This is a genomic window from Franzmannia qiaohouensis, assembly GCF_031451695.1.
Taxonomy (GTDB): domain Bacteria; phylum Pseudomonadota; class Gammaproteobacteria; order Pseudomonadales; family Halomonadaceae; genus Franzmannia; species Franzmannia qiaohouensis.
On the sequence record NZ_JARWAM010000018.1, the window covers coordinates 25,047 to 46,858 of the forward strand.

At 63.8% G+C, this 21,812-nt stretch carries 19 protein-coding genes; 4 read left to right on the top strand and 15 right to left on the bottom strand.

Annotated elements, in window-relative coordinates:
* Positions 1 to 35: 35 nt before the first annotated feature.
* The 4 genes from QC821_RS19325 to QC821_RS19340 form a co-directional block, all read right to left on the bottom strand.
* Positions 36 to 512 carry a peroxiredoxin gene (locus tag QC821_RS19325; RefSeq protein ID WP_309724785.1) on the bottom strand — a complete coding sequence of 159 codons (477 nt, stop codon included), beginning with the start codon at positions 510 to 512 and terminating at the stop codon, positions 36 to 38.
* 85 nt (positions 513 to 597) lie between these two features.
* On the bottom strand, positions 598 to 2,568 hold the full coding sequence (locus QC821_RS19330) for a tripartite tricarboxylate transporter permease (protein ID WP_309724787.1): 1,971 nt from the start codon (positions 2,566 to 2,568) through the stop codon (positions 598 to 600).
* Positions 2,569 to 2,652: 84 nt separating this feature from the next.
* Positions 2,653 to 3,747 (bottom strand): Bug family tripartite tricarboxylate transporter substrate binding protein, encoded by a 1,095-nt coding sequence (locus QC821_RS19335; RefSeq protein ID WP_309724789.1) that lies wholly within the window; start codon positions 3,745 to 3,747, stop codon positions 2,653 to 2,655.
* Between the two features lie 60 nt (positions 3,748 to 3,807).
* Entirely contained in the window at positions 3,808 to 4,692 is an 885-nt protein-coding gene (locus QC821_RS19340) for a fumarylacetoacetate hydrolase family protein (RefSeq protein ID WP_309724791.1), read from the bottom strand.
* Between the two features lie 155 nt (positions 4,693 to 4,847).
* Here QC821_RS19340 and QC821_RS19345 point away from each other — a divergent pair, with 155 nt between their 5' ends.
* Positions 4,848 to 5,570, top strand: a complete 723-nt coding sequence (locus QC821_RS19345) for a FadR/GntR family transcriptional regulator (RefSeq protein ID WP_309724793.1) — start codon at positions 4,848 to 4,850, stop codon at positions 5,568 to 5,570.
* A gap of 74 nt (positions 5,571 to 5,644) precedes the next feature.
* Entirely contained in the window at positions 5,645 to 6,928 is a 1,284-nt protein-coding gene (locus QC821_RS19350; protein WP_309724795.1) for a phospholipase D-like domain-containing protein, read from the top strand.
* Positions 6,929 to 6,931: 3 nt separating this feature from the next.
* On the opposite strand, the gene QC821_RS19355 is transcribed toward QC821_RS19350, so the two are convergent.
* The 5 genes from QC821_RS19355 to QC821_RS19375 form a co-directional block, all read right to left on the bottom strand.
* A complete protein-coding gene (locus QC821_RS19355; protein WP_309724797.1) occupies positions 6,932 to 7,363 on the bottom strand; it encodes a GFA family protein in 432 nt (143 codons plus the stop codon).
* Between the two features lie 68 nt (positions 7,364 to 7,431).
* Positions 7,432 to 8,691 (bottom strand): MFS transporter, encoded by a 1,260-nt coding sequence (locus QC821_RS19360; RefSeq protein WP_309724799.1) that lies wholly within the window; start codon positions 8,689 to 8,691, stop codon positions 7,432 to 7,434.
* 119 nt (positions 8,692 to 8,810) lie between these two features.
* Positions 8,811 to 9,572 carry a 2-dehydro-3-deoxy-D-gluconate 5-dehydrogenase KduD gene (gene kduD, locus QC821_RS19365; RefSeq protein WP_309724801.1) on the bottom strand — a complete coding sequence of 254 codons (762 nt, stop codon included), beginning with the start codon at positions 9,570 to 9,572 and terminating at the stop codon, positions 8,811 to 8,813.
* A 77-nt stretch (positions 9,573 to 9,649) separates the two neighbouring features.
* Positions 9,650 to 9,880 (bottom strand): YjiS-like domain-containing protein, encoded by a 231-nt coding sequence (locus QC821_RS19370; RefSeq protein ID WP_309724803.1) that lies wholly within the window; start codon positions 9,878 to 9,880, stop codon positions 9,650 to 9,652.
* A 321-nt stretch (positions 9,881 to 10,201) separates the two neighbouring features.
* Positions 10,202 to 12,055: an ABC transporter ATP-binding protein gene (locus QC821_RS19375; RefSeq protein ID WP_309724805.1), complete on the bottom strand. Its 1,854-nt coding sequence runs from the start codon at positions 12,053 to 12,055 to the stop codon at positions 10,202 to 10,204.
* A 116-nt stretch (positions 12,056 to 12,171) separates the two neighbouring features.
* Between QC821_RS19375 and chrA the strand changes: the two genes are divergently transcribed.
* Positions 12,172 to 13,383, top strand: a complete 1,212-nt coding sequence (chrA, locus tag QC821_RS19380; protein ID WP_309724807.1) for a chromate efflux transporter — start codon at positions 12,172 to 12,174, stop codon at positions 13,381 to 13,383.
* Between the two features lie 27 nt (positions 13,384 to 13,410).
* Here the strand turns inward: chrA and QC821_RS19385 are convergent, their stop codons facing one another.
* The 6 genes from QC821_RS19385 to QC821_RS19410 form a co-directional block, all read right to left on the bottom strand.
* Positions 13,411 to 14,508: a histone deacetylase family protein gene (locus tag QC821_RS19385; protein WP_309724809.1), complete on the bottom strand. Its 1,098-nt coding sequence runs from the start codon at positions 14,506 to 14,508 to the stop codon at positions 13,411 to 13,413.
* Positions 14,509 to 14,624: 116 nt separating this feature from the next.
* Entirely contained in the window at positions 14,625 to 15,473 is an 849-nt protein-coding gene (locus QC821_RS19390; RefSeq protein WP_309724811.1) for an ABC transporter ATP-binding protein, read from the bottom strand.
* A 12-nt stretch (positions 15,474 to 15,485) separates the two neighbouring features.
* The gene (gene ntrB, locus QC821_RS19395) at positions 15,486 to 16,340 is read right to left on the bottom strand and encodes a nitrate ABC transporter permease (protein WP_309724813.1); all 855 of its coding nucleotides are present in this window, start codon (positions 16,338 to 16,340) and stop codon (positions 15,486 to 15,488) included.
* 43 nt (positions 16,341 to 16,383) lie between these two features.
* Positions 16,384 to 17,688, bottom strand: a complete 1,305-nt coding sequence (locus QC821_RS19400; protein ID WP_309724815.1) for a CmpA/NrtA family ABC transporter substrate-binding protein — start codon at positions 17,686 to 17,688, stop codon at positions 16,384 to 16,386.
* Between the two features lie 277 nt (positions 17,689 to 17,965).
* Entirely contained in the window at positions 17,966 to 19,237 is a 1,272-nt protein-coding gene (locus tag QC821_RS19405; protein WP_309724817.1) for a nitrate- and nitrite sensing domain-containing protein, read from the bottom strand.
* A gap of 108 nt (positions 19,238 to 19,345) precedes the next feature.
* Positions 19,346 to 20,698, bottom strand: coding sequence for a NarK family nitrate/nitrite MFS transporter (locus tag QC821_RS19410; RefSeq protein WP_309724819.1), 1,353 nt, complete (start codon positions 20,696 to 20,698; stop codon positions 19,346 to 19,348).
* A gap of 383 nt (positions 20,699 to 21,081) precedes the next feature.
* Between QC821_RS19410 and QC821_RS19415 the strand changes: the two genes are divergently transcribed.
* On the top strand, positions 21,082 to 21,702 hold the full coding sequence (locus tag QC821_RS19415) for a TetR/AcrR family transcriptional regulator (protein ID WP_309724821.1): 621 nt from the start codon (positions 21,082 to 21,084) through the stop codon (positions 21,700 to 21,702).
* Positions 21,703 to 21,812 lie beyond the last annotated feature (110 nt).

Genomic DNA, 21,812 nt, shown 5'->3' on the forward strand with positions numbered 1-21,812 from the left:
CCACCAGGGCCGGCCCTTGCGTACCGCCGTTAGTCTCAGAGCTGAGCCAGCACCGTCTCGGCACTGCTCTTGTCGACGCCCTTGGCATCGATGCCGATGTACTCCACCACGCCGTCGTTGGCGATCAGCGCGAAGCGCTTGCTGCGGATACCCATGCCGCCGCCGCTGGCATCCATCTCAGTGCCGATGGCCTTGGTGAACTCGGCGTTGCCGTCGGCCAGCATGGTGAAGGCCTCGGCGTTCTGCGCGCGCTGCCAGGCACCCATCACGAAGGCATCGTTGACCGCCATGCAGGCGATGGTGTCGATCCCCTTGGCAAGGATCTCGTCGGCCTTGATCACGAAGCCGGGCATGTGGGTGTTGGAGCAGCCGGGGGTGAAGGCGCCGGGCACGGCAAACAGCACCACCCGCTTGCCAGCGAAAAGCTCACCGGTGGAGATGTCCTGGGGGCCATCCGGGCCATTGGTCTTGATCGTGACGTCGGGAATCTTGTCGCCTACTGTCAGTGTCATACCAGATCCTTCCATGTGGTGTGTGTGGTGCTTCCAGGCTACGCCAATGTGCTGCCTTGTCCAGCATGCATGAGGTGGTGCGAGCTCACCATGGCATCGGCAAGCTGAACCAGATACCTGATGGAGGGGTAAGACGCATCAGTGCGAACATCCCTTGGGCGGTGGCATACACGATGGCGCCGTAGAGTGCCGCGCTGGCCAGGCGCATCCTGGCACATCGCAGCAGCAGCCAGGCCAGCAGCAGCGGGGTGGCCAGACTGAAGCCGACCAGCCACATTGCCACGCCATAGGCGAGAATGCCTGCCAAGACCGGCAGCTCCTGACGCGAGCCAAGATGAATGATCCGCCCTTGCCGGCGCAGCCGATGGAGCTGCCGGCCAAGGATATACACGCTCAGCGCCAGGCCGGGGACGATGCCCAGCGCCGGCATCAGCCGGGCATTGCTGCGAAAGCCCAGCATCTCGTAGAAGGCATAGGCGAAGGTGACCAGCAGCAGCGACGAGGCGAGCAGCAGAACGGCAGTATCGCGGGGCGCTTCATCGTCGCTCGTGGTATGACTCTCTGGGTCGGTCGAGTCGGCGGGCGCCGTTGTCTGCCTGGCGCGCCACTTGCGGACCAGGCCGAGCAGCATGGGGACGACGATCAGCGAAGCGATGATCAGCACGCCGGGCCGGGTCAGCCAGGTAAAGCCGTGGATCTGCGTGGTCAGCCAGAAGTACTGCTCCATGGGGGTGGCCAGCACGAAGCCGACCAGAACCGGCGCGCGCGGCCAGCCGGCGTTCTTCATCAGCCAGCCGATCACGCCCAGCACCAGCAGGGCAAGAATATCGCCAAAGGTCTGGGTGCCCTGGTAGGCGCCGGCCACCATGATCAACAGCAGCGGGGCGGCGATCAGCGCAAAGTTGATGCGCGTCAAGCGAGCCAGGTACGGCGTTACCGCAAAGCACAGTGCGGCGCCCATTACCGAGGCGAGCGCCACGCTCCATACGATCATGTACATCAGGTCCGGCGTCTCGCTGACCATCCGCGGGCCGGGATAGAAGCCGAACGAGAACAGTGCGCCGAGGAAGATCGCTGCGGCCGGGCCACCGGGCACGCTGAACAGCATGGTCGGCACCAGGTCGGAGATCACCGTGGCATTGTTGGCACCCTCGGCGCCGGCTACCCCACGAATCTCGCCTTTGCCAAAGCGCCGCTTGTCCTTGGTGGAGCTCATGGCGTGGCCGTAGGCGATCCAGGTCGAGGCGCTGGCGCCCACCGCCGGTACGAAACCGCCGAAGATACCGATGATCGACGAGCGCACGATCAACCAGCGGCTGCGCCAGAACTCCCGGAAACTCTCGCCCCACTTGCCCATGGTCATCGGCTTGCCGGCGATGCCGCCGCCGGCTGCGACCATACCGATCAGCTCGGCCACCGCAAACAGCCCCAGCGCGACGATCGGCAGCGACAGTCCGTCCATCAGATAGGATTGGCCGAAGATAAAGCGGTAGTTGGCGGCAGCAGGCGCGGCGCCGACTACGCCCAGCAGAATGCCGAAGCAGGCCGCGGCCAGGCCCACGACGATATCCTTGCCGACCATGCTGGCGGCAAAGCACAGCCCCACCAGGGCGAACATGAACAGTTCCGGCGTGCCCAGCGCCAGCACCAGCGGGCCGGCGATGGGGATCGCCACCGATAGGATTAGCGCACCGAACAGGCCACCGATCATCGAGGCCAAAAAGCCCACGCCCAGCGCCAGCGATGCCTTGCCCTGCTTGGCCAGGGCATGCCCCTCGATGGCCGTCGGCGCCGATGCCGGCGAGCCCGGTGCGCCGAGCAGTACTGAGGTAATGGTGTCCGCGGTGTAGATCACCGAGATGGCACCCAGCAGCATGGCCAGCCCGGAGTAGCTGTCCATCAGGTAGATGAACGGCAGCAGGATAGATACCGCGGCGACGCCGCCAAGACCCGGGAGCATGCCGAATACCATGCCGGCCAGCATTCCGGCGAACAGTGCCAGTAGGCGCATGGGCTCGAACAGGATCGCCAGGGCCGTTGTAATGTTCTCTAGCACAAGACAGGTCCTATGCGGAGGTCAAAAAAACGCGGCCAATGCCACCCGCGGGACGAGTGACAGGCCGCGACACGAGACGAACAATCAGAGGTCGACGTCGTACTCTTCCGAGAGCAGCGTACGCAGATGTTCACGTACTTCGTCGGAAGGCTGCAGTGCCTCACTGAGCGACTCGGTGACCTCGGAGGCGGGCAGCAGCGAATAGCCGCCCACGGCATCCTGACTCTGCTGCTGGTACTCGGGGTCTTCGTTGATGGCGGCGATGGTGGCTTCGAAGATCTCGAGGATCTCGTCCGGCGTCCCTTCAGGGAGATAGGCGGTGAGGCCGTAGTTGAAGGTCACGGCGCCGATCGATTGGAAGGCGTCCCACTCCACGCCGGAAGGCGCTTCGCCGTAAAGCTCCTCATAGACTTCGTAGACCGAGGGGTAATCCGGGAAGGCCGTGTCCCGTGCGCTGAGTATGCCATCCTCGCCGACCGAGCCGCCGGTCATGATGGGAACCGCGGTGCCGGCTTCCACCATATCGACCACCTGCGACATATAGGCCGGCGTGAACTGGAAGTCGATGTTGGTCTCGCCTCGCTCGAAGGAGAGGCGCGCTGGACCGCGACCGTCGAAGCCGAGCACCGTCTGGATATCGAGATCGAGCAGCTCGAAGGCCAGCAGCGTCGGCAGGTCGCTGGCCGCTGCGGCGATACCGCCGTAGATCAGCGGCATATCGGGTTCCTTGAGGCCCGCGGGTGAGTCGATACCGGTGCGCGGCGAGACATAGATCACTGCGCCGAACGGCAGGCTGTAGGCGGGGCGCATGGCGGCGAGATCATACTCCACCGCATCCATGCCCAGTACGTAGGGGTTGGACGTCGATGACGTGGTAAACAGGATGGTTTCGCCGTCCGGTTCGGCGTTCTGTTCGAACCAGTTGGCGCCGAGGATCGAGCCGCCACCGGGGCGGGTCTGAACATCTACGCGTGGATTGCCGGGCAGATGCTTCTCGAGGAACGGCTCGAGGAACTTGGCGGCGACATAGGTGGCGCCGCCCTCGCCGAAGGGCACGACTATCTCGATGGTTTTGCCTTCGTAGAAGTCGTCGGCCATGGCGGGCGCGGCGGCAATAGCGCCGCCGGCGACCAGCATGGCGGCTGACAGTGTCTTGAGGGGGTGTGCTTGTGTGAACATGGCGTGCTCCTGGTGTTGTTGTGAAATATTGTTGACCCGGCGCGTCTACCTGATGGGCGGCTACTGGCCGACCCGGTTCTCGATGGCGCCCATGCCCTCGACCTCGACGCGGACCACGTCACCGGTCTGCAGGAACTTGGGGGGCTCGAAGCCAATACCGACTCCGACCGGGGTGCCGGTGATGATCACGTCTCCCGGCTTGAGCTCGATACCGGCAGAAATGGTCTCGATCAGGGTGGGAATGTCGAAGATCAGCTGGCCGATATTGGAGTCCTGACGCAGCTCGCCGTTGACCCAGCACTTGATGCTGGCGTCGCTGGGGTCGATCTCATCGGCGGTGGTGATCCAGGGCCCCATCGGGCACAGTCCATCCAGCGACTTGGCCAGGTGCCACTGCTTGTGATTCTTCTGCAGGTCGCGGGCGGTGACGTCGTTGGCCACGGTGTAGCCCCAGACGTGGTCGAAGGCCTGGGCTTTTTGGATTCCTTGCCCGCCCTTGCCGATGATGATGGCGAACTCGGCTTCATAGTCGAGTTGTTCGGTGACCTTGGCGTGTCGCGGAATTTCATCGCCGTCGGCGATCAAGGTGCTGTAGGCCTTGGTAAATATGATCGGGAATTTTGGTACTACATCGTCGGCGCTGGTACTACTATCGAAACCGGAGTTGCTAAATTCGGCGGCGTGTTCGAAGTAGTTCTTGCCCACACAGAACATATTGCGCTGAGGGTGTATGGGGGCTTCCACCCGAACCTCGCTGAGCGGCAGGCCGTCGCCGCTGGGGGATAGTGTCTCCCGGAGGCTGTCCCATGCCTGTATGAGCTGGTTCATGTCTCCCGAGAAGCCGGATATCAGATCGGATAGCGGCCAGTAGCGCTGGGCATCCCCATCGACCAGGGCGACGAAAGTCGGCTGGTCGGGGCTTGAGCGGAGCGTGGCGAATTTCATCTGGCTTGGTTCTCCATAGGTTTGTTTTGGTCCCGTATTTATCGAGACTAGAACTAAAAATGTACCAATTCAAGGGTGTTTTTTGATCAGTGGGACCAAATGGTATAACTTTGCTGCATTGATGATTGAATTGGCATCAGGACCAAGGACAGCCTGTGAGTGACAAGACACTGGGCAAGGCAGTACGCGCCGACGGCGCGCGTTCTCTGTCCCGCTATCTTCAGCAGCAGATCGAAAGCGGCAGTTTCCCTGCAGGGCATCGGCTGCCTACCGAGCGCGAGCTGAGTGAACGCTTTGCTGCATCGCGCGGGGCAGTGCGGCGGGTGCTCGGCAACTTCAAGCAGCAGGGCTTGATTACCCAGGTGGTGGGCAGCGGTACCTTCGTCTCGGAGCGTGTCGGCGAGCTGGTGGAGCCTCAAGCTGAACCCGGGGCGGGCGCTCGCGCGGTAGCCATCCAGACGAGTCCGGCGCAGCTGATGGAAGCGCGGCTATTGATCGAGCCGCAGATGGTGGCACTGATCGTGCGATATGCCACGGCGTCCGACTTCGAGCGCATGGACGAGTGCATCCTCCGCTCTGAAGGCGCTACTGCCATCGAGGAGTTCGAACACTGGGATGGCGCGCTGCACCAGGCATTTGCCGAAGCCACACACAACAGCTTCTTCCTGCGTATCCTGGAACTCACCAATGTGGTGCGCGAAGAGGGTGAGTGGGGGCGTCTCAAGCGAATATCGCTCACCCCTGAACGGCGCAAACGCTACGAAATGCAGCACCGCGCTATCGTCGCGGCGTTGCGCGATCGCGACGAGGATACCGCCAGGTCACTACTCGAGGAGCATCTCCGGGAAGTACAGAAGAACCTGTTCGGACGAGACTGACGCGCTGCGCCAACGCTCGCATTCCGCCTGGGCTACTGCAATCATGGGGCGACTCACAAGGCAGGGAGCCGCTAGTGAAACGCCGTAATCGACTCATTGCCTATGTGGCTGCCGTGATAGTGGTGATATTCGCGGTGGGCAGCGTGCTGTTCTACAACGCTACACCCAAGCCCAAGCGGTTGCTCGAGCCGTTGGCGGTGGACTTCACCACCGGCGATGCAGACTTCCGGCGCAGCATGGGACTGATCCTCGAGCAACCTATCGTGGCCGGCAATCGCATCGCCATGCTCGAGGACGGCGAGGCGATCTACGCTGACATGCTCGATGCCATCGACGCTGCCGAGGCCTCCATCACCTTCGAGACCTTCGAGTTCTGGGGCGAGGAGGCCGCCGGGCCATTCGTCGACGCCCTGGTGGCGGCGGCCGAGCGCGGTGTCGCGGTGCATGCCTTGATCGACTATGTCGGCTCGGTGGCCGCCGCGTCGGACAAGTTCGAGCGCATGCAGGAGGCTGGCGTCGAGGTGATCCGCTGGCGCAAGCCCGCCTGGTACGAGCTGGCGCGCTTCAATCATCGCACTCACCGCAAGCTGCTGATGACCGACGGTCGCACCGGTTTTATCGGCGGTGCCAATATCACCGATAGCTGGCTGCCCGATGACGACGGCCAGGCCTATCGCGATCACCACTTCCGCGTCGAGGGGCCGGTGGTGGGCAATATGCAGTCGGCCTTCGTCGATACCTGGCTGGATGCCAGCGGTCGACTGCTGCTGGGCGATGCCTATTTCCCTGAGCTGGAGGCCGAGGGCGAACTGGAGGCGCAGATGGTGACCAGTACGCCCCGCGAGGGTCGCCACCGTATGCGCAAGATGCTGATGGTGGCGATTGCCACGGCCGAAGAGCGGATCACGCTGGGTTCGGCCTACTTCTACCCCGACGAGGCATTTCTCGAGGCGCTGATCGAGGCTCGCGAACGTGGCGTCGAGGTCAATATCCTGGTGCCCGGCGACAGTATCGACATGGGCTTCGTGCGTCACGCCTCGGTCAACCGCTGGCGGCCGATGCTCGAGGCCGGCGTGGCCATCCACGAGTATCAGCCGTCGATGTATCACGCCAAGTTGATCAGCATCGACGACCGCTGGGCCAGCGTCGGGTCCACCAACCTCGACAACCGCTCCTTCCGCATCAACAAGGAGGGCAACCTCAACGTCTACGATGAGGATTTCGCCCAGCGTGTCCGCGAGCTGGTCGAGGACGATATCCGCCGCGCCGAGCGCTACGACCTCGAGCGCTGGGAGAATCGCCCCTGGCGCAAGCGTCTGGCCGGCTGGATCAGCATGCTGGCCGGCGCACACTTTTGAGCGTCAATCTCCGTCGCCTGCATTGAACGCCGCGAACACCTGATCGCCGGTCATATCGTGGGTCTCGTTGGCGAAGGCGTAGTAGCCGGGCTTCTCATCGATGAAGATCTGGGTGGCGAAGTGCCAGCCGTGGCCCTTGTCGACCAGCCCCACCGGTACGGCGTGGTGATCGCCGCTCTTGAGGCGGTAGAACAGGTGGGTGCCGCAGTCCCGGCAGAAGCCGCGCTCGGCCCACTCGGAGGAGGGGTATACCGTGACGTTGTGTTCACCGACCAGGTCTATTGCGCTGGCGCCCTCCAGGGCCAGCAGCGGGCCACCGCCCCAGCGGCGACACAGGCTGCAGTGGCAGGCAGCGACCTCGTCGGTGGCGACCTCGACGCTCAGGGTAACAGCGCCGCACAGGCAGCTGCCGGTATGCTGGGTCGTGGCGGACATAAGACTCTCCTTGTAATGACGACTCCTCAGCCAGTCTAGACGCAAATCGCCAGGCTGCTGAACACCCCTTAGCGCGAGGCGTCATCGAAGCGGTCGACGTGGCGCAAAGTGGGGAATAGCCGCATCCAGGCGCCGACCACTGCCAGGGTGCCTAGGCCGCCGACCACTGCCGCCGGCACGGCGCCGAGCCAGGCCGCCATGCTGCCGGCGCGGAACTCACCGAGCTCGTTGGAGGAGCCGATGAACAACATGTTCACGGCGTTGACCCGGCCGCGCATGGCGTCGGGGGTGGCCAGCTGGATCACCGTCATGCGCACATAGACGCTGATCATGTCGGCGGCGCCGGCCACCAGCATGGCCAGCAGCGACAGCCAGAACAGCGTCGAGAAGGCGAACACCAGGTTGGCAACGCCAAATATCGCCACGGCAACGAACATCACCATGCCGGCGTGGCGCTTGATGCCGCGCACGCCGAGATATATCCCCATCAGCAGGGCGCCGACGGCGATGGCGCTGCGCAGCGCACCGAGCCCCTCGGGGCCGACGTGGAGCACCTCCTGGGCGTAAATGGGCAGCAGCGCGACCACCCCGCCAAGCAGCACCGCGAACAGGTCCAGCGAGATGGCGCCGAGGATGATCGGCTGGCGGCGGATATAGCCAATGCCGGCGGTAAAGCGGCGCCAGGCGGTGGCCTCAAGTGCCTGGCTAGCCTCGGCGAAGCGGATCGGTACCGGCAGCAGCAGAACCAGCGCGGTAGCGAAGCAGCCCAGGCATACCGCATAGGCGAGTCCACCCCCGCCCAGGGCATACAGAATCCCGCCTAGCAGAGGACCACCGATCACCGCGATCTTCATGATCGAGCTGTTCAAGGCGATGGCCTGGGCCAGCTGGCTGCGAGGCACGATATTGGGTAGCAGGCTCTGCAGTGCCGGGCCGGTGAAGGCGCGGGCGCAGCCGAACAGCGCAAGCACCGCATAGAAGGCCCCGACCCGCTCGCTGGCGGCCAGCGAAAGCGCTAATAGCATGGCGCTACACAGCGCCTGCACCGCCCAGCTCAGCTGCAGGATGCGCTTACGCGGAAAGCGATCGACCAGGTCGCCGGCGGGCAGTAACAGCACCACCATGGGCAGGAACTGGGCCAGGCCCACATAGGCCAACGACATCGGATCGCGAGTAATCGCATACACCTGCCAGGCCACCACCACCGCTTGGATCTGCATGGCGAATACCGCCGCCAGGCGTGATACCAGGAAACTCACAAAGCCGGGTTGGCGATGCAGGGCGATCTGCTCTTCGGCGGGGGGATCAGCGGCGTGGGCAGAACTCATGGCGTGTCCGGCAGCGAAGCGAAACGTCGATTCTAGTGATTCTTAGGGTGATATTCACTGGCTAATGAGTAAGGGGCTAACGATGAGTGCGTCATTCTCGACTCGTCTGCTGTAGATGCCTAGCGGCCCAGCCAGCCGCCATCCACCGCGAGCGTGTGACCGTTGACGTAGTCCGATGCGCGTGAGGCGAGAAACACGGCCGCGCCGACGAGATCCTCCGGTGTTCCCCAGCGTCCCGTGGGAATCCGGCCAAGAATTTCGCGGCTGCGCTGGGGATCGTCGCGCAGGGCCTGGGTGTTGTTGGTCGCCATGTAGCCCGGCGCGATGGCATTGACATTGAGGCCCAGGGACGCCCACTCGTTGGCCATCAGGCGCGTCAATCCCAGAACACCACTCTTGGAGGCCGTGTAGGAAGGCACTCGGATGCCGCCCTGAAAGGAGAGCAATGAGGCGATGTTGATGATTTTCCCCCGCCGCTGTTTATCGACGCAGGCACGGCCAAAGGCTTGAGAGAGAAAGAAGAGGCTCTTGAGGTTAACGTTGATGACGTCGTCCCAGTCTTGTTCCGTGAAATCCAAGGCGTCAGCTCGACGAATGAGCCCCGCATTGTTGATCAGGATATCCGCGCCGCCAAAGCGCTGCTCCGTTTGATAAAGAATGTCGTCTATCGGTGCCGTAGATGTCAGGTCGGCGTGGACGGCCAGGAAACCTTGTCCTGATGCCTCGACGCGTCGTTGGGTCTCGCTTGGTTCGCTTCGATTGACAGCCACAATGTTGCAACCAGCCTCAGCGAGGCCTACCGCCATCCCCTGGCCAAGGCCGGTATTGCAGCCCGTTATAATAGCGGTCTTGCCGCTTAGGTCGAACAGATTGGTACTCATCTTACCCCCTGATTCAGCGTAAATCGGCCACCCCGTAGTGTAGTCGCCCCGGCCACGTCCTGTGGCCGGGGCGTTGGCTACGTCAGTCTACTCCCGCAGTGGGGACAGCTCTCATGCGCGTCGCGGGCGATGCCCTCGGATGGCTCGCGCTCGGGATTGATGGCGACCAGGGTGCCGCGCTCCCAGCGCAGGCCCATGTCCTTGAGCATGCGTGGGTCGCACTCCCGGAGCTGAGCGAATTGACGACGCTTGATCGCACGGCTGCGCAGTGCATGAAGCAGGTTCTTGAGGCTAGCGGAAATTGCCATTTCTCGGTCTCCTTGCGGGAGGCCGGGATGCAGCGCGAACAGGAGATGACCGAATACAGCGGGGGTAATCACATGGCCGCGACACATGCCGCGGCCATCGTTTCTCAGTATCGGATTGGCACGCGGCAACGGCAGGCTCGCATCGCATTATTGGCAATGCGATGTAGCTTGCTTGGGCGGTTGACGCGGGATTGCCAGCGCATGAGAAAACGGTCTCTGGATGGGGTCGATGTCACTCACCTAATGTGAGTGACTCTTTTCTTATAAACAATCGCTGAACAAGCGTCAAGCGGTTGGGAGAGAGCCGTTGAGCCTGGGCCGTCAGCGATATCCCTTGGCCTGGAGCCTAAACAGCGTGGCGTAGCGGCCGTCGGCGGCCAGCAACTGGTCGTGGGTGCCGCGCTCGATGATCTCTCCGCGGTCGATGACCAGGATCTGCTCGGCGCTGCGCACCGTGGAGAAGCGGTGCGAGATCAGGATGGTCATCTTGTCGTGCCCATGTTCGCGGAAACGCGCGAAGATCTCCGCCTCGGCGGCAGCGTCCATCGCCGCGGTGGGCTCGTCGAGTACCAGGATATCGGCGTTCTCGCGCATGTAGGCCCGTGACAGGGCGATCTTCTGCCACTGCCCGCCGGAGAGTTCCTGGCCGCCCTTGAACCAGCGGCCCAACTGGGTCTGGTAGCCGCTGGCCATGCGCGCAATGAAGTCGTCGGCCATGCCGTGGCGGGCGGCCTCCTGCCAGCGCTCCTGATCCTCGAAGGCGTGGGTATCGCCGACTCCGAGGTTCTCGCCGACCTGCAGCTGGTAGCGCACGAAGTCCTGGAAAATCACGCCGATACGCTCGCGTAGGGCCTCGGTCTGCCAGTCGCGCAGGTCGCTGCCATCCAGCAGGATGCGCCCCTGGGTGGGGAGGTAGAGCCGCGTCAGCAGCTTGATCAGGGTGGTCTTGCCGGAGCCGTTCTCGCCCACCAGGGCAAGGCTCTGGCCCGGGGCCAGGTGCAGGTTGATGTCATGCAACACCGCCTCGCCGCCGGGATAGGCGAAGCCGACGCCCTCGAAGCGCAGGCCATCGCCGGGCGTGGCGCCCTGGGTGAGGGTGCCGCCGTCGTCCTCTACCGGCTGCTCCAGGTACTCGTAGAGGTTCGAGAGGTAGAGGTTGTCCTCATACATGCCGCTGATCGCGGTCAGGCTGGCCGAGAGCGCCGCCTGACCCTGCTTGAAGACCATCAGGTACATGGTCATCTCGCCCAGCGTGAGGCCACCGGCGATAGTCTCCACCACCACCCAGCCGTAGGCGCCGTAGAAGGTCAGGGTGCCGAGCAGGCCGAGCAGGAAGCCCCAGCTCTCGCGGCGCAGCGTCAACAGGCGATCCTCGGCGAACAGCCGGGTGAAGATGTCGCGATAGCGCTGCAGGAATAGCCCCTCGAGGCCGAACAGCTTGACCTCCTTGATGGTGTCCTCGCGGGCCAGCACCGTCTCGAGGTAGATCTGCATGCGGGTCTGCGGCGAGCGCCAGCGGAACAGCCGGAAGGCGTCGCCGGAGAACTTGGCCTCGGAGATGAACACCGGCAGGGCGCCGGCCACCAGCAGCAGTAGCGCCCAGGGCGAGAATTGCACCAGCAGCACACCGAAGCTGGCCAGCGAGATGGCGTTCTGCAGCAGCCCGAAGGTCTTGTTGACCAGCGCCAGGGGACGGGTCGAGGCCTCGCGGCGGGCGCGGGTCAACTTGTCGTAGAGCTCGGAGTCCTCGAACTGCGCCAGCGAGAGCTTCCCGGCCTTCTCGAGAATCATCACGTTGACCTTCTGGCCGAGGAGCGCGCGCAACAATGACTGCTGGGCGGCGAGGCCGCGCTGGGCAAGCGCGATCAGCGCGATGATCACTCCCTCCAGCGCTACCAGCCACAGCACCGGGGTGATCAGCGTAAGCAGCTCGGGGTCGCTGGCCGCGCGGTGGGCCTCCATGGCGGCGACCACGCCGTCGACGATCAGCTGGCCGACCCAGGCCGCCACCGCTGGCAGCACGCCGGCGACCAGGGTGCACAGCATCAGCCCCAGGGTCATCCAGCGCGAGGTCTCCCACACCAGGCCGAGCGCCCGGCGGCTGTAGCGAAACACGCCGAAGAACCCGGCGAGGGGATTGCTGCTGTCACGGTCGGGGGCTGGCGGTGGCGACACGTAGGGGCTCCTGGCGAGGGAGCCGCCAGTGTACGCGTAACGAGAGCGTCACGCAGGTATGGCATGATAAGGCAGCTTTTCGCGTCACCACTACCGCCAGTCAAGGAATTCCGATCATGACTACCCCCCATCCGGGCCGCATCCAGGAGGTCTTTCGCGCTTTTCTGATGCTGGGGCTGACCTCCTTCGGTGGGCCGATTGCCCACCTGGGATATTTCCGCACCGAGTTCGTGGCGCGTCGTAAGTGGCTGTCGGAGAAGGATTACGCCGATCTGGTGGCGCTCTGCCAGTTCCTGCCCGGGCCGGCCAGTAGCCAGGTTGGCTTTGCGCTGGGCCTGATGCGCGCCGGCCCCTGGGGGGCTGCCATGGCGTGGTTGGCGTTCACCCTGCCGTCGGCGATTATCCTGGTGCTGTTCGCCTTCGGCGCGGCGGTGATGGAGGGGCCCGTGGGTAGCGGCATCATCCACGGCCTCAAGGTGGCCGCGGTGGCCATCGTCGCTCATGCGGTATGGGGCATGGCGCGCAACCTGTGCCCGGACCGCCAGCGTGCTGCCATCGCCCTGGCAGCGGTGCTGGTCGTGGTGATGGTTAGCGGCCCGCTGGGCCAGGTAGCGGCAATCGTTGCGGGCGGATTGGCAGGCCTGGTGCTGTGTCGTGCCGCGGTGGAGAACACGGTCAGCGAGGTGCACTTTCCGGTGACGCGGCGTGCCGGCGGGATTGCACTGGCGGCCTTCGTGCTGCTGCTGGTGGGGCTGCCGCTGCTGGCCTGGAGCACGCCGTCGCAGACCCTGGCGCTGCTGGATGCCTTCTACCGCGCCGGGGCGCTGGTGTTTGGCGGCGGCCACGTGGTGCTGCCGCTGCTCGAGGCCGAGGTGGTGCAGTCGGGTTGGGTCACCCCAGACGACTTCCTGGCCGGCTACGGCGCGGCCCAGGCGGTACCAGGGCCGCTGTTCACTTTCGCCGCCTATCTTGGTGCGGTACTCGAGCCGCTGCCCAACGGGCTGGTTGGCGCGACCCTGGCGCTACTGGCAATCTTCGTTCCGGGCATGCTGCTACTGGTGGCGGTGCTGCCGTTCTGGAACCGCTTTCGCCAGTGGGCCAGCGCCCAGTCGCTGATGCGCGGCGCCAACGCCGCGGTGGTGGGTATTCTGGGTGCCGCGCTCTATCAGCCGGTGTGGACCAGCGCCATTCTTGGCAGCCATGAGTTCGCCCTGGCGCTGACCGGCTTCCTGCTGTTGACGATATGGAAGCTGCCGGCCTGGGCGGTGGTTGCCATCATGGCGCTGGGCGGCGTGCTGATCAGCCTGGTCGCCGGCCTGCCAGCATGACGCGAGACACGCGGGCAGGGCGTTACGTCACGAATCGACAAAGGCACCGCGGTGAAAGGCCGCGGCGGCCTCGACCTCGGCGATGCCGCACTCGCCCGGCGGCGGCGGAACTGCGCCTGCGAGCACTTCGAGCACCGCCTTGACGCCGTGTGAAAGCGAAATCAGGTTGTAGCCGCCTTCGAGCACGAACACCAGCCGGCCCTGGCTGTGGCGGGCGGCAAGCTGCTTGAGGCGGTGTGTCATCGAGGCGAAGCCGCGGTAGGAAACGTTGAGTGCCAGGTCGTGGGCGTGTGGGTCGAAGCCTGCCGAGACCAGGATCAGGTCGGGCTTGAACCAGTCCGCTGCGGGTTCGATGATGCGTTCGAAGGCCAGCAGGTAGGCCGCGTCGCCGGCATCGGCCGGCAGCGGAATGTTGACGGTGGTGCCCTCTCCGAGTCCTTCACCGACCTCTTCCAGGCTACCGGAGCCGGGATAGAAGGGGGCGCCGCGGTGCAGGTCGATGAGCAGCACATCGGGGTCGGCCCAGAAGATGTCCTGGGTGCCGTTGCCGTGATGCGCATCCCAATCGAGAATCATGATGCGCTGGCAGCCCAGCGCCGCCTTGGCGTGGGCGGCGGCCACTGCCACATTGTTGAACAGGCAGAAGCCTCGGGCACGCACCGGCTCGGCGTGGTGCCCCGGTGGGCGTACCAGGGCGAAGGTGCTGTCGCTTGCGCCAGCGACCACCGACTCGACGGCGGCAATCGCGGTGCCGGCGGCCACTTCCGCAGCATCCACGCTGCCCGGCGATACCGCGGTGGTATCCACGTCCAGCCAGGCATACTGGCCGCGTAGCTTGTACACCTGCTCGAGGTACGACGAGGTATGAACGCGACCTAGCTGCTCGGCGGTGGCCGCTTTTCCCGTCGCGAAGGTGACGCCCTGAAGTGGCGCAAGGGCCAGGAACTGGCTGATGGCGGTAAGTCGGCCGGGATGCTCGGGGTACTTCCAGGGCACGCCGAGCCCTGAGAGCAGTTGGCGGATGCGGGTATCCATGCGGCCAGGCAGGAAAGCTGCATCGGCGCTTGGCTCATGGGCCAGCATGCGCTCGTCGTAAAATACCGTGACGCGTGGGGAATCTGTCACTGGGCGGGCTCCGTGTCGCGGGCGATGGCTATGAGCATGGCTCGACACCCGCCGGGCTGCCACTTTTGTTGTCATGCGGGGAATGGCCGCGCCGCCCGAAGGCGGCGCGGCTGTCTTCAGGCGCGGGCCTTGGCGGCCTCGGCGGTGGGGGCTTTGTCGCGCCGTTCGGCGAGCTGCTCGACCTTACGCTGCTTCTCGTAGAGGAATCGCAGCACCTCCTGGCGGTAGTGGTTGTAGGCAGGATCATCGGCCAGGGTGATGCGGTTGCGTGGCCGCGGCAGGTCGATGTCGAGAACTTCACCGATACGCGCCGAGGGGCCGTTGGTGAGCATCACGATGCGGTCTGAGAGCAGCACCGCTTCGTCGACGTCGTGGGTGATCATGATCACGGTGTTGCCGAGCTCATCCTGGATCCGCATCACCTCCTCCTGAAGGTGGGCGCGGGTCAGGGCGTCGAGGGCGCCGAAGGGCTCGTCGAGCAGCAGTACCTTGGGCTCCATGGACAGCGCCCGGGCGATACCGACGCGCTGTTTCATGCCACCGGAGATCTCCGCCGGGCGCTTGTCGAGCGCGTGGCCCATGCCAACCATTTCCAGGTTCTTGAGGATCCAGGCGTGGCGCTCGGCCTTGCTCTTGGTACGCGCACAGGTCTTGTTGACCGCCAGGGCGACATTCTCATACACGGTCAGCCACGGCAGCAGCGAGTGATTCTGGAACACCACGCTGCGATCGGGGCCCGGGGCGTTGACCTCCTTGCCGTCGAGGATCACTGCGCCGGAGGTGGATTCGGTCAACCCGGCAATGATGTTGAGCAGGGTCGACTTGCCGCAGCCGGAGTGGCCGATGATCGAGATGTACTCGCCGCGGGCGACGCTGAGGTTGATGCCCTTGAGCACGTTGCTCGAGCCACCCTTGGTGTGAAAGGTCATGTCGACCTGTTCGATGCTGAGATAGCGTTGGGTCATGGGGAGTCTCCGTTAGCCCTGGGCGGTGCCGCGGGTGACGCGGTTGCCGATGTACCCGACCATGCGGTCGAGGATGAAGCCGACGATGCCGACGTAGATCAGCGCCAGCACGATGTCGCTGATCATCGAGGCGTTCCAGGCATCCCAGATGAAGAAGCCGATGCCCACGCCGCCGATCAGCATCTCGGCGGCGACGATGGCCAGCCACGACAAGCCCACGCCGATGCGCAGGCCGGAGAAGATATAGGGCGCGGCGGCCGGCAGCATGATGCGGGTGAAATACTCCATGCCGTTGAGGCGTATCACTCGGGCGACGTTGCGGTAGTCCTCGGGGATGTTACGTACTCCGACCGAGGTGTTGATGATGATCGGCCAGATGGCGGTGATGAAGATCACGAAGATCGCCGACGGTGTGCTGTCCTGGAAGCCGGCCAGAGAAATCGGCAGCCAGGCCAGCGGTGGTACGGTGCGCAGCACCTGGAAGACCGGGTCGAGCCCGCGCATGGCCCAGGTAGACTGGCCGACCAGTACGCCCAGGCTGATGCCGGCCACCACCGCCAGCAAATAGCCGTAGGCGACCCGCTCGAGGCTGGCCAGTATCTGCCAGCCCATGCCCTTGTCGTTGCCACCGTAGTCATAGAAGGGATTGACGATCAGCTCCCAGGTGTCGGTGAGCACCTGGGAGGGTGGGGGCAGGGTTGCCCCAGGTGAGGAGCACAGGATTTCCCAGATCGCCCCGAGCACGGCGAGGATGATCACCGGTGGCAGGAGCTTCTGGACCAGGGCGTCCCTGATGCCCTGGAGGTTGGGTGTCCAGCCACCCAGCAGTGGGCGACTGGCGCTATCGGTGCTAGGTGAAGCGCGCATGGCGATTCTCCGGTATGAGTGAGTCGGTGGGTGTCGATTAGGCTCAGGTCAGGCGCTTGATCTCGAGGCTGTCGAGGTAGGCCTGGGGATTCTCGGGATCGAAGGTCTTGCCATCGAAGAAGGTCTCGATGCCTCGCGAGGTCGAGTCGGGAATATCGCTTGATGCCACGCCGAGTCGGTCGGCGGCTTGGCGCCACAGATCCTCGCGATTGACCTGCTCGACCAGGGCGGCACTGTCCATGTCTTGCGGCAGATATCCCCAGCGCTTGTTCTCGGTCAGGAACCAAAGATCGTGGCTCTTGTAGGGGTAAGAGGCATGACGATCCCAGTAGCGCATCATCTGCGGATGATCTTCGACGACTCGGCCAGTGCCGTAGTCGAAGTTACCTTGAATACGATCGATAAGGTCGCCATAAGGGGCGTGAATCCAGCGCCGGCGCGAGCAGATCTGTGCCATCTCTTCATGGTTGGCAGGATCCTCGCACCACATCTGTGCCTCCATGATCGCCATCAACAAGGCCTGGGTCGCATTGGGATTGGCTTCCACGTAGTCACTGCGCATGGCGAAGGCTTTTTCCGGGTGATCGTTCCATAGTTCGCCGGTGGTATTGGCGGTATAGCCGATTCCCTGGTTGACCAGCTGGTTGTTCCATGGCTCGCAGACGCAGAAGGTATCCATGCTGCCAACGCGCATATTGGCGACCATCTGGGCGGGCGGAATGGTGATGGTCGATACGTCACGGTCGGGATCGATGCCGCCCGCCGCCATCCAGTAGCGAATCCACATGTCATGGGTACCGCCGGGGAAGGTCATGGCAGCACTGGCTTCGTCGCCGCCGGCGCGTTTCTCGGCCAGGGCCTGGCCGAATTCACGGGTGTCGAGCTGCACCTCGAGGTCGGCATAGTCGCTACCCACCGAGATGCACTGGCCGTTGAGATTGAGGCGCGCCAGGATGCTCATCGGCACCGGTTGGTTGTTGGGTGTGACCGCACCGGAGCTGATCAGGTAGGGCATGGGGGTGAGGATATGCGCACCATCGATGCCGTTGCGCTGTGAGCCGAGCACCAGGTTGTCGCGGGTGGTGCCCCAGGACGACTGCTTGAGTACCTCGACATCGGTCATGCCGTGCTTGGCGAAGAAGCCCTTCTCGTCAGCGACGAACAGCGGGGCGGCATCGGTCAGGGCGATAAAGCCGAGCTTGGCCGCAGTGGTCTCCGGCTTGCCGTCGGCAAAGGCCCAGCTCACCGGCAAACTGCTTAGCAGCGCCGAGCCGCCGACCAGGGTGGCGGAGTTTTTCAGGAAGCGACGACGCTGAGGGGAGTAGCCCTTGAATCTGTTGTTGTTCATATGATGGCTCCAAACAAAGAAACGGCGTCTGATATAAGCCTCCACTCACTGGGAGGCTCTTATCAGACGCCGTTGTCCGGTATTGAAAACTGCCTGGGAGCTGAACCGTCGTTGACTCAGCGTACGCCAATACCGTTGCAGTTAGGGTGCCATTTTTACCCGTAATGGTGCTGTTTCTTTCGCTAACAAGGACTTGCGTATAGTGGCCTGGGCTCGGTGATATCTCTCTTGGCGTTGTGTTGGTGCGCCTCGATGATGCATCGCACCACTTACGCCCTCAGGCCTGACGTTTTTGTAGGATATCGGCCAGGTCGATGATGGTCTTGGCCATCTCGGCCATGCTCTTGCTCTGGTCCATGGAGGCCTTGCGCATGAAACGATACGCCTCCTCTTCGCTCATCTGCTGATGCTCCATGATCATGCCCTTGGCACGGTCGATCAGCTTGCGTTCGCGAAGCGTCTTGCGGGTGTTCTCCAGCTCATCGCTGATATGCTGCAGTCGCGCATTCTGGGATTGCATCAGGTCAATCAGGGCCCGGTTGAGCCTCGATTCCACGGCATTGGCGGTCAATTGGCCGAGCTCGTGGGTGGCCTCCTGTGGGAAGAGGTCGGCCAGCTGTTCGCAGGTCGAGCAGTGTTTGATCGCATCCTGAAGCGAGGCGTCCAACTGCTGCTGGTCGTTGATGTCGGCCTGGGCCTGCTCGATCTTGCGATGACAGAGCTGCGAGAGCTCGGCGGCCAGCTGCGCCTCGACCTGCTGCATGGCATCGATGCGTGCGGTCGTCAGCTCGTACCAGGTCTCACCCAGGTCGCGGTCCAGCTGCTGCGCAGCGTCGGTGCAGGCGCGCTCGCGCAGCTGTTGGATGCCGTCCTGGGTACGCAGCGACAGCTGCTGCTGCCAATACTCCCGGGCGGCGTCGCTGGCAAATTCGCTGAAGGTATCGAAGCAGCGCTGCTGGGCGTCGATCAGCTGCAGCAGTAGCTGGCGGTGGGGAGCATCGAACTCACCGGCGGTAAACCCGATGGCCCCGCAGGCGCGCTCCTGGCCAGCCAGTTCCTTGCCCTGCATGAAGTGGAAGATGGCCACCAGCGAGCGGGTCACGTCGGGGTCGTCGGCGGTGTCGGCGGCATCGAAGACCACGGCCAGCAGCCCCCCGATCAACCGGTTGTAGGTGCGCGTCGCAGCATCGGCGCTGATCGCCAGCGACTCGATGTCGCGGCGCAGGCCGGCCAGGTCGTCGAGGGCGACCCATACACAGGCGATGCGCTTGAGCAGGCGGGCATTGCTTGCGGCGTACTGCGGGAGGTGGTCGAGGCGCTCGCGAATGGCCCGCTCGCGGGTGAGGCTGTCGGCAATCCGCTCCAGGCGACGCTTGGCAAAGCGCTGGGCATGGGAGGCGAGAAACACATTCGAGGCGCCGCGCTCTTTCTGCAGCGCATGAATGAAGCGGCTGATATCGCCGACCAGTTCGCAGGTGGTGGCGAGGTGCTGCAGGTTGTCGATCTCGCTACGCTTGGCGGCTTGCAGCAGGCGGTGGGCTGGGTTCATGGGCGAGACCTCCTGAGTAAATGACGCATCATCTCCCGTCACGCAAGCCGCCGCCCTTGCGAGCGGCGGCTTGCTGTCGAGCCGAGCCTGTGTTGGCGCGGGTTACGCTCAGCGCAGCGAGAGTGCCCCGGCACCGGTGTTTTCGCCCACCGCATCCTGGTAGGCGGCGGCCTCTTCGGCTTCGGTCTCCGGAGAGAAGCGCACCAGCAGCGCACAGGAGGCCAGCACCAGCACGATCAGCCCGAGGTAGAACAGCCCCTGCTGATAGGTGATGGCTTCCGAGCGGAACAGGAAGGCCGCTGCCACGGCGCCGACGTTGCCGCCGGCACCGACGATGCCGGCCACGGCACCCAGCGCGCGCTTGTTGATGAAGGGCACCACGCCGTAGGTCGCGCCCTCGGCCATCTGCACGAACAGGCTGAAGACCAGCATGATGCCAATGGCGTAGGAGAGCACGTGCATCTGCGAGAAAGCGACCAGGGCGATGCCTTCGCACACCAGGGCGATGAACAGCCAGCGCACACGGCCCTTGAGGCCGCCGTTGCGTGCGAAGAGGTCGGAGAAGATGCCGCCCATGGTACGCGCGAAGACATTCATCAAGCCGAACAGCCCGGCAATCAGGCCGGCGGTGGCCAGGGTCAGGTCGAAGTGATCGAAGAAGTAGATGGCGGCAATGTTGTTGATGGTCAACTCGACGCCGAAGCAGATGGCATAGACCACGAACAGCGCCCAGACGCGGATGTCCTTGGCGGCCGCCAGGAAGGTCTGGCCGGCACCGCTTTCGCCGTCTGCCTGGGGTAGCTCGCCACGGGCGCGCAGGTCCTCGAAGTTGCCGTTGGGCGCATCCTGGGTGAAGCGGTAGTAGCAGATACCGGTGATGAACAGCACCACGCCGGGTACTACCATCGCCAGGCGCCAGCCGAGCGTTTCGCTGACACCCAGCATCAGCAGGCCGGAGAAGATCAGCGGCATCAGGATTTGCGTGGTACCACCGCCCAGGTTACCCCAGCCGGCGCTGGTGGCGTTGGCGGTGCCCACCACGTTGGGCGCGAACATCATGGTGGTGTGGTACTGGGTGATGACGAAGGAGGCACCGATGGCACCGATGGCCAGGCGTGCCAGCAGGAAGGTTTCGAAACTGTTGGCGAAGCCGATCCCCATCACCGGAATCGAACCGAGGATCAGCAGCCCGGAGTAAGCTTTGCGTGGGCCGATACGGTCGCAGAGCACGCCGATCAGCAGGCGTACGATCACGGTAATGGCGACAGAGGCGATGATGGTGTTGCCGATCTGGGTCTGGGTCAGCGAGAGGTCTTCACGGACCACTGCCATCAGTGGGGCGATACCGAACCAGCCAAAGAAACAAATATGGAAGGCGAACCACGAGAAGTGGAAGGCCCGCATCTGGGGGGTGTTGAAGCTCAACAGGCGGATCTTGTTGGCCTTGTTGCGAATATCCATGGGACTAGCCTCGTCAAGTGACGGTCGAACTCACGATCAGGGCCTTCGCCGTTGAAGGTCAGGTCGACGCACTCGTACTCGATTTGAGCCTGGTCCACGTCAATATCTGTCATTCATCAAGCAATTAGTTTGCCGCTTCTTGTGTTTTTCTTTTTATTCAATGCCTTGTGTTGTTATTGGCGCGCACTATGCTGCGCTGCATGGTGCATGTTGGTGCAACGACCGTGGGGCTCCGCCATGCCAGGGTGCAGGAAACTGGGGCGGCTAGGCGTCGGCTTGGGCGTGCTTGCGCCGCCCTGGGGGTGGAAAATGGTACGCTGGATAGAGCCTCGCCGGCGGGCGGTGGCCAGCGTTCAGCGTGAGACGGGGTGCAAGGAGACGGGATGGCCAAGAAGAAGGGCGATATTCGTCGCCGCAATGTCGAGAAGATCCTGCTCGCCGCCGAGCGGGTCTTCGCCGAGAAAGGGTATGCGGGCGCCGCCATGGGCGATATTGCTCAGTTGGCTGACCTGCCCAAGTCGAACGTGCACTACTACTTCGCGACCAAGGAGGAGCTGTATCGCGAGGTACTGCTGGGGTTGCTCGAGGTCTGGAAGCAGGACGCGCTGTGCTTCGAGCTCTACGACGACCCACGTATCGTCCTGTCGAGCTATATTCGCGCCAAGATGCAGCACTCGCGCAATCGCGCCTATGGCTCCAAGGTCTGGGCAGCCGAGGTCATGCAGGGCGCGCCGGTGCTTCAGGAGCGCCTGCGCGACAATCTCTACGAGTGGGCCAAGCTCAAGGAGGCCAAGATTCGCGAGTGGGTCGACAGCGGCAAGATTCTGCCGGTGGAGCCGTCGCACCTGCTTTACATGATCTGGGCCTCGACCCAGCACTATGCCGACTTCGACTACCAGATTGCGCTGCTCAACGACGACTGTCCGCTCGATGATATCCAGTTCGAGCGGGCGGTACAGTCGGTGACATCGGTGATCCTGCGCGGCATCGGCCTGTCGGCCTAGGTTGACCAGCGCCGAGGCGCTTCAGGCTGCCGAGGTCGAAGTGGCAATGCTGTCGCCCTGTCGACAGGGACAGGGTAGTGCACAAGCGCGACCGCACTGCCCTTGGCAGT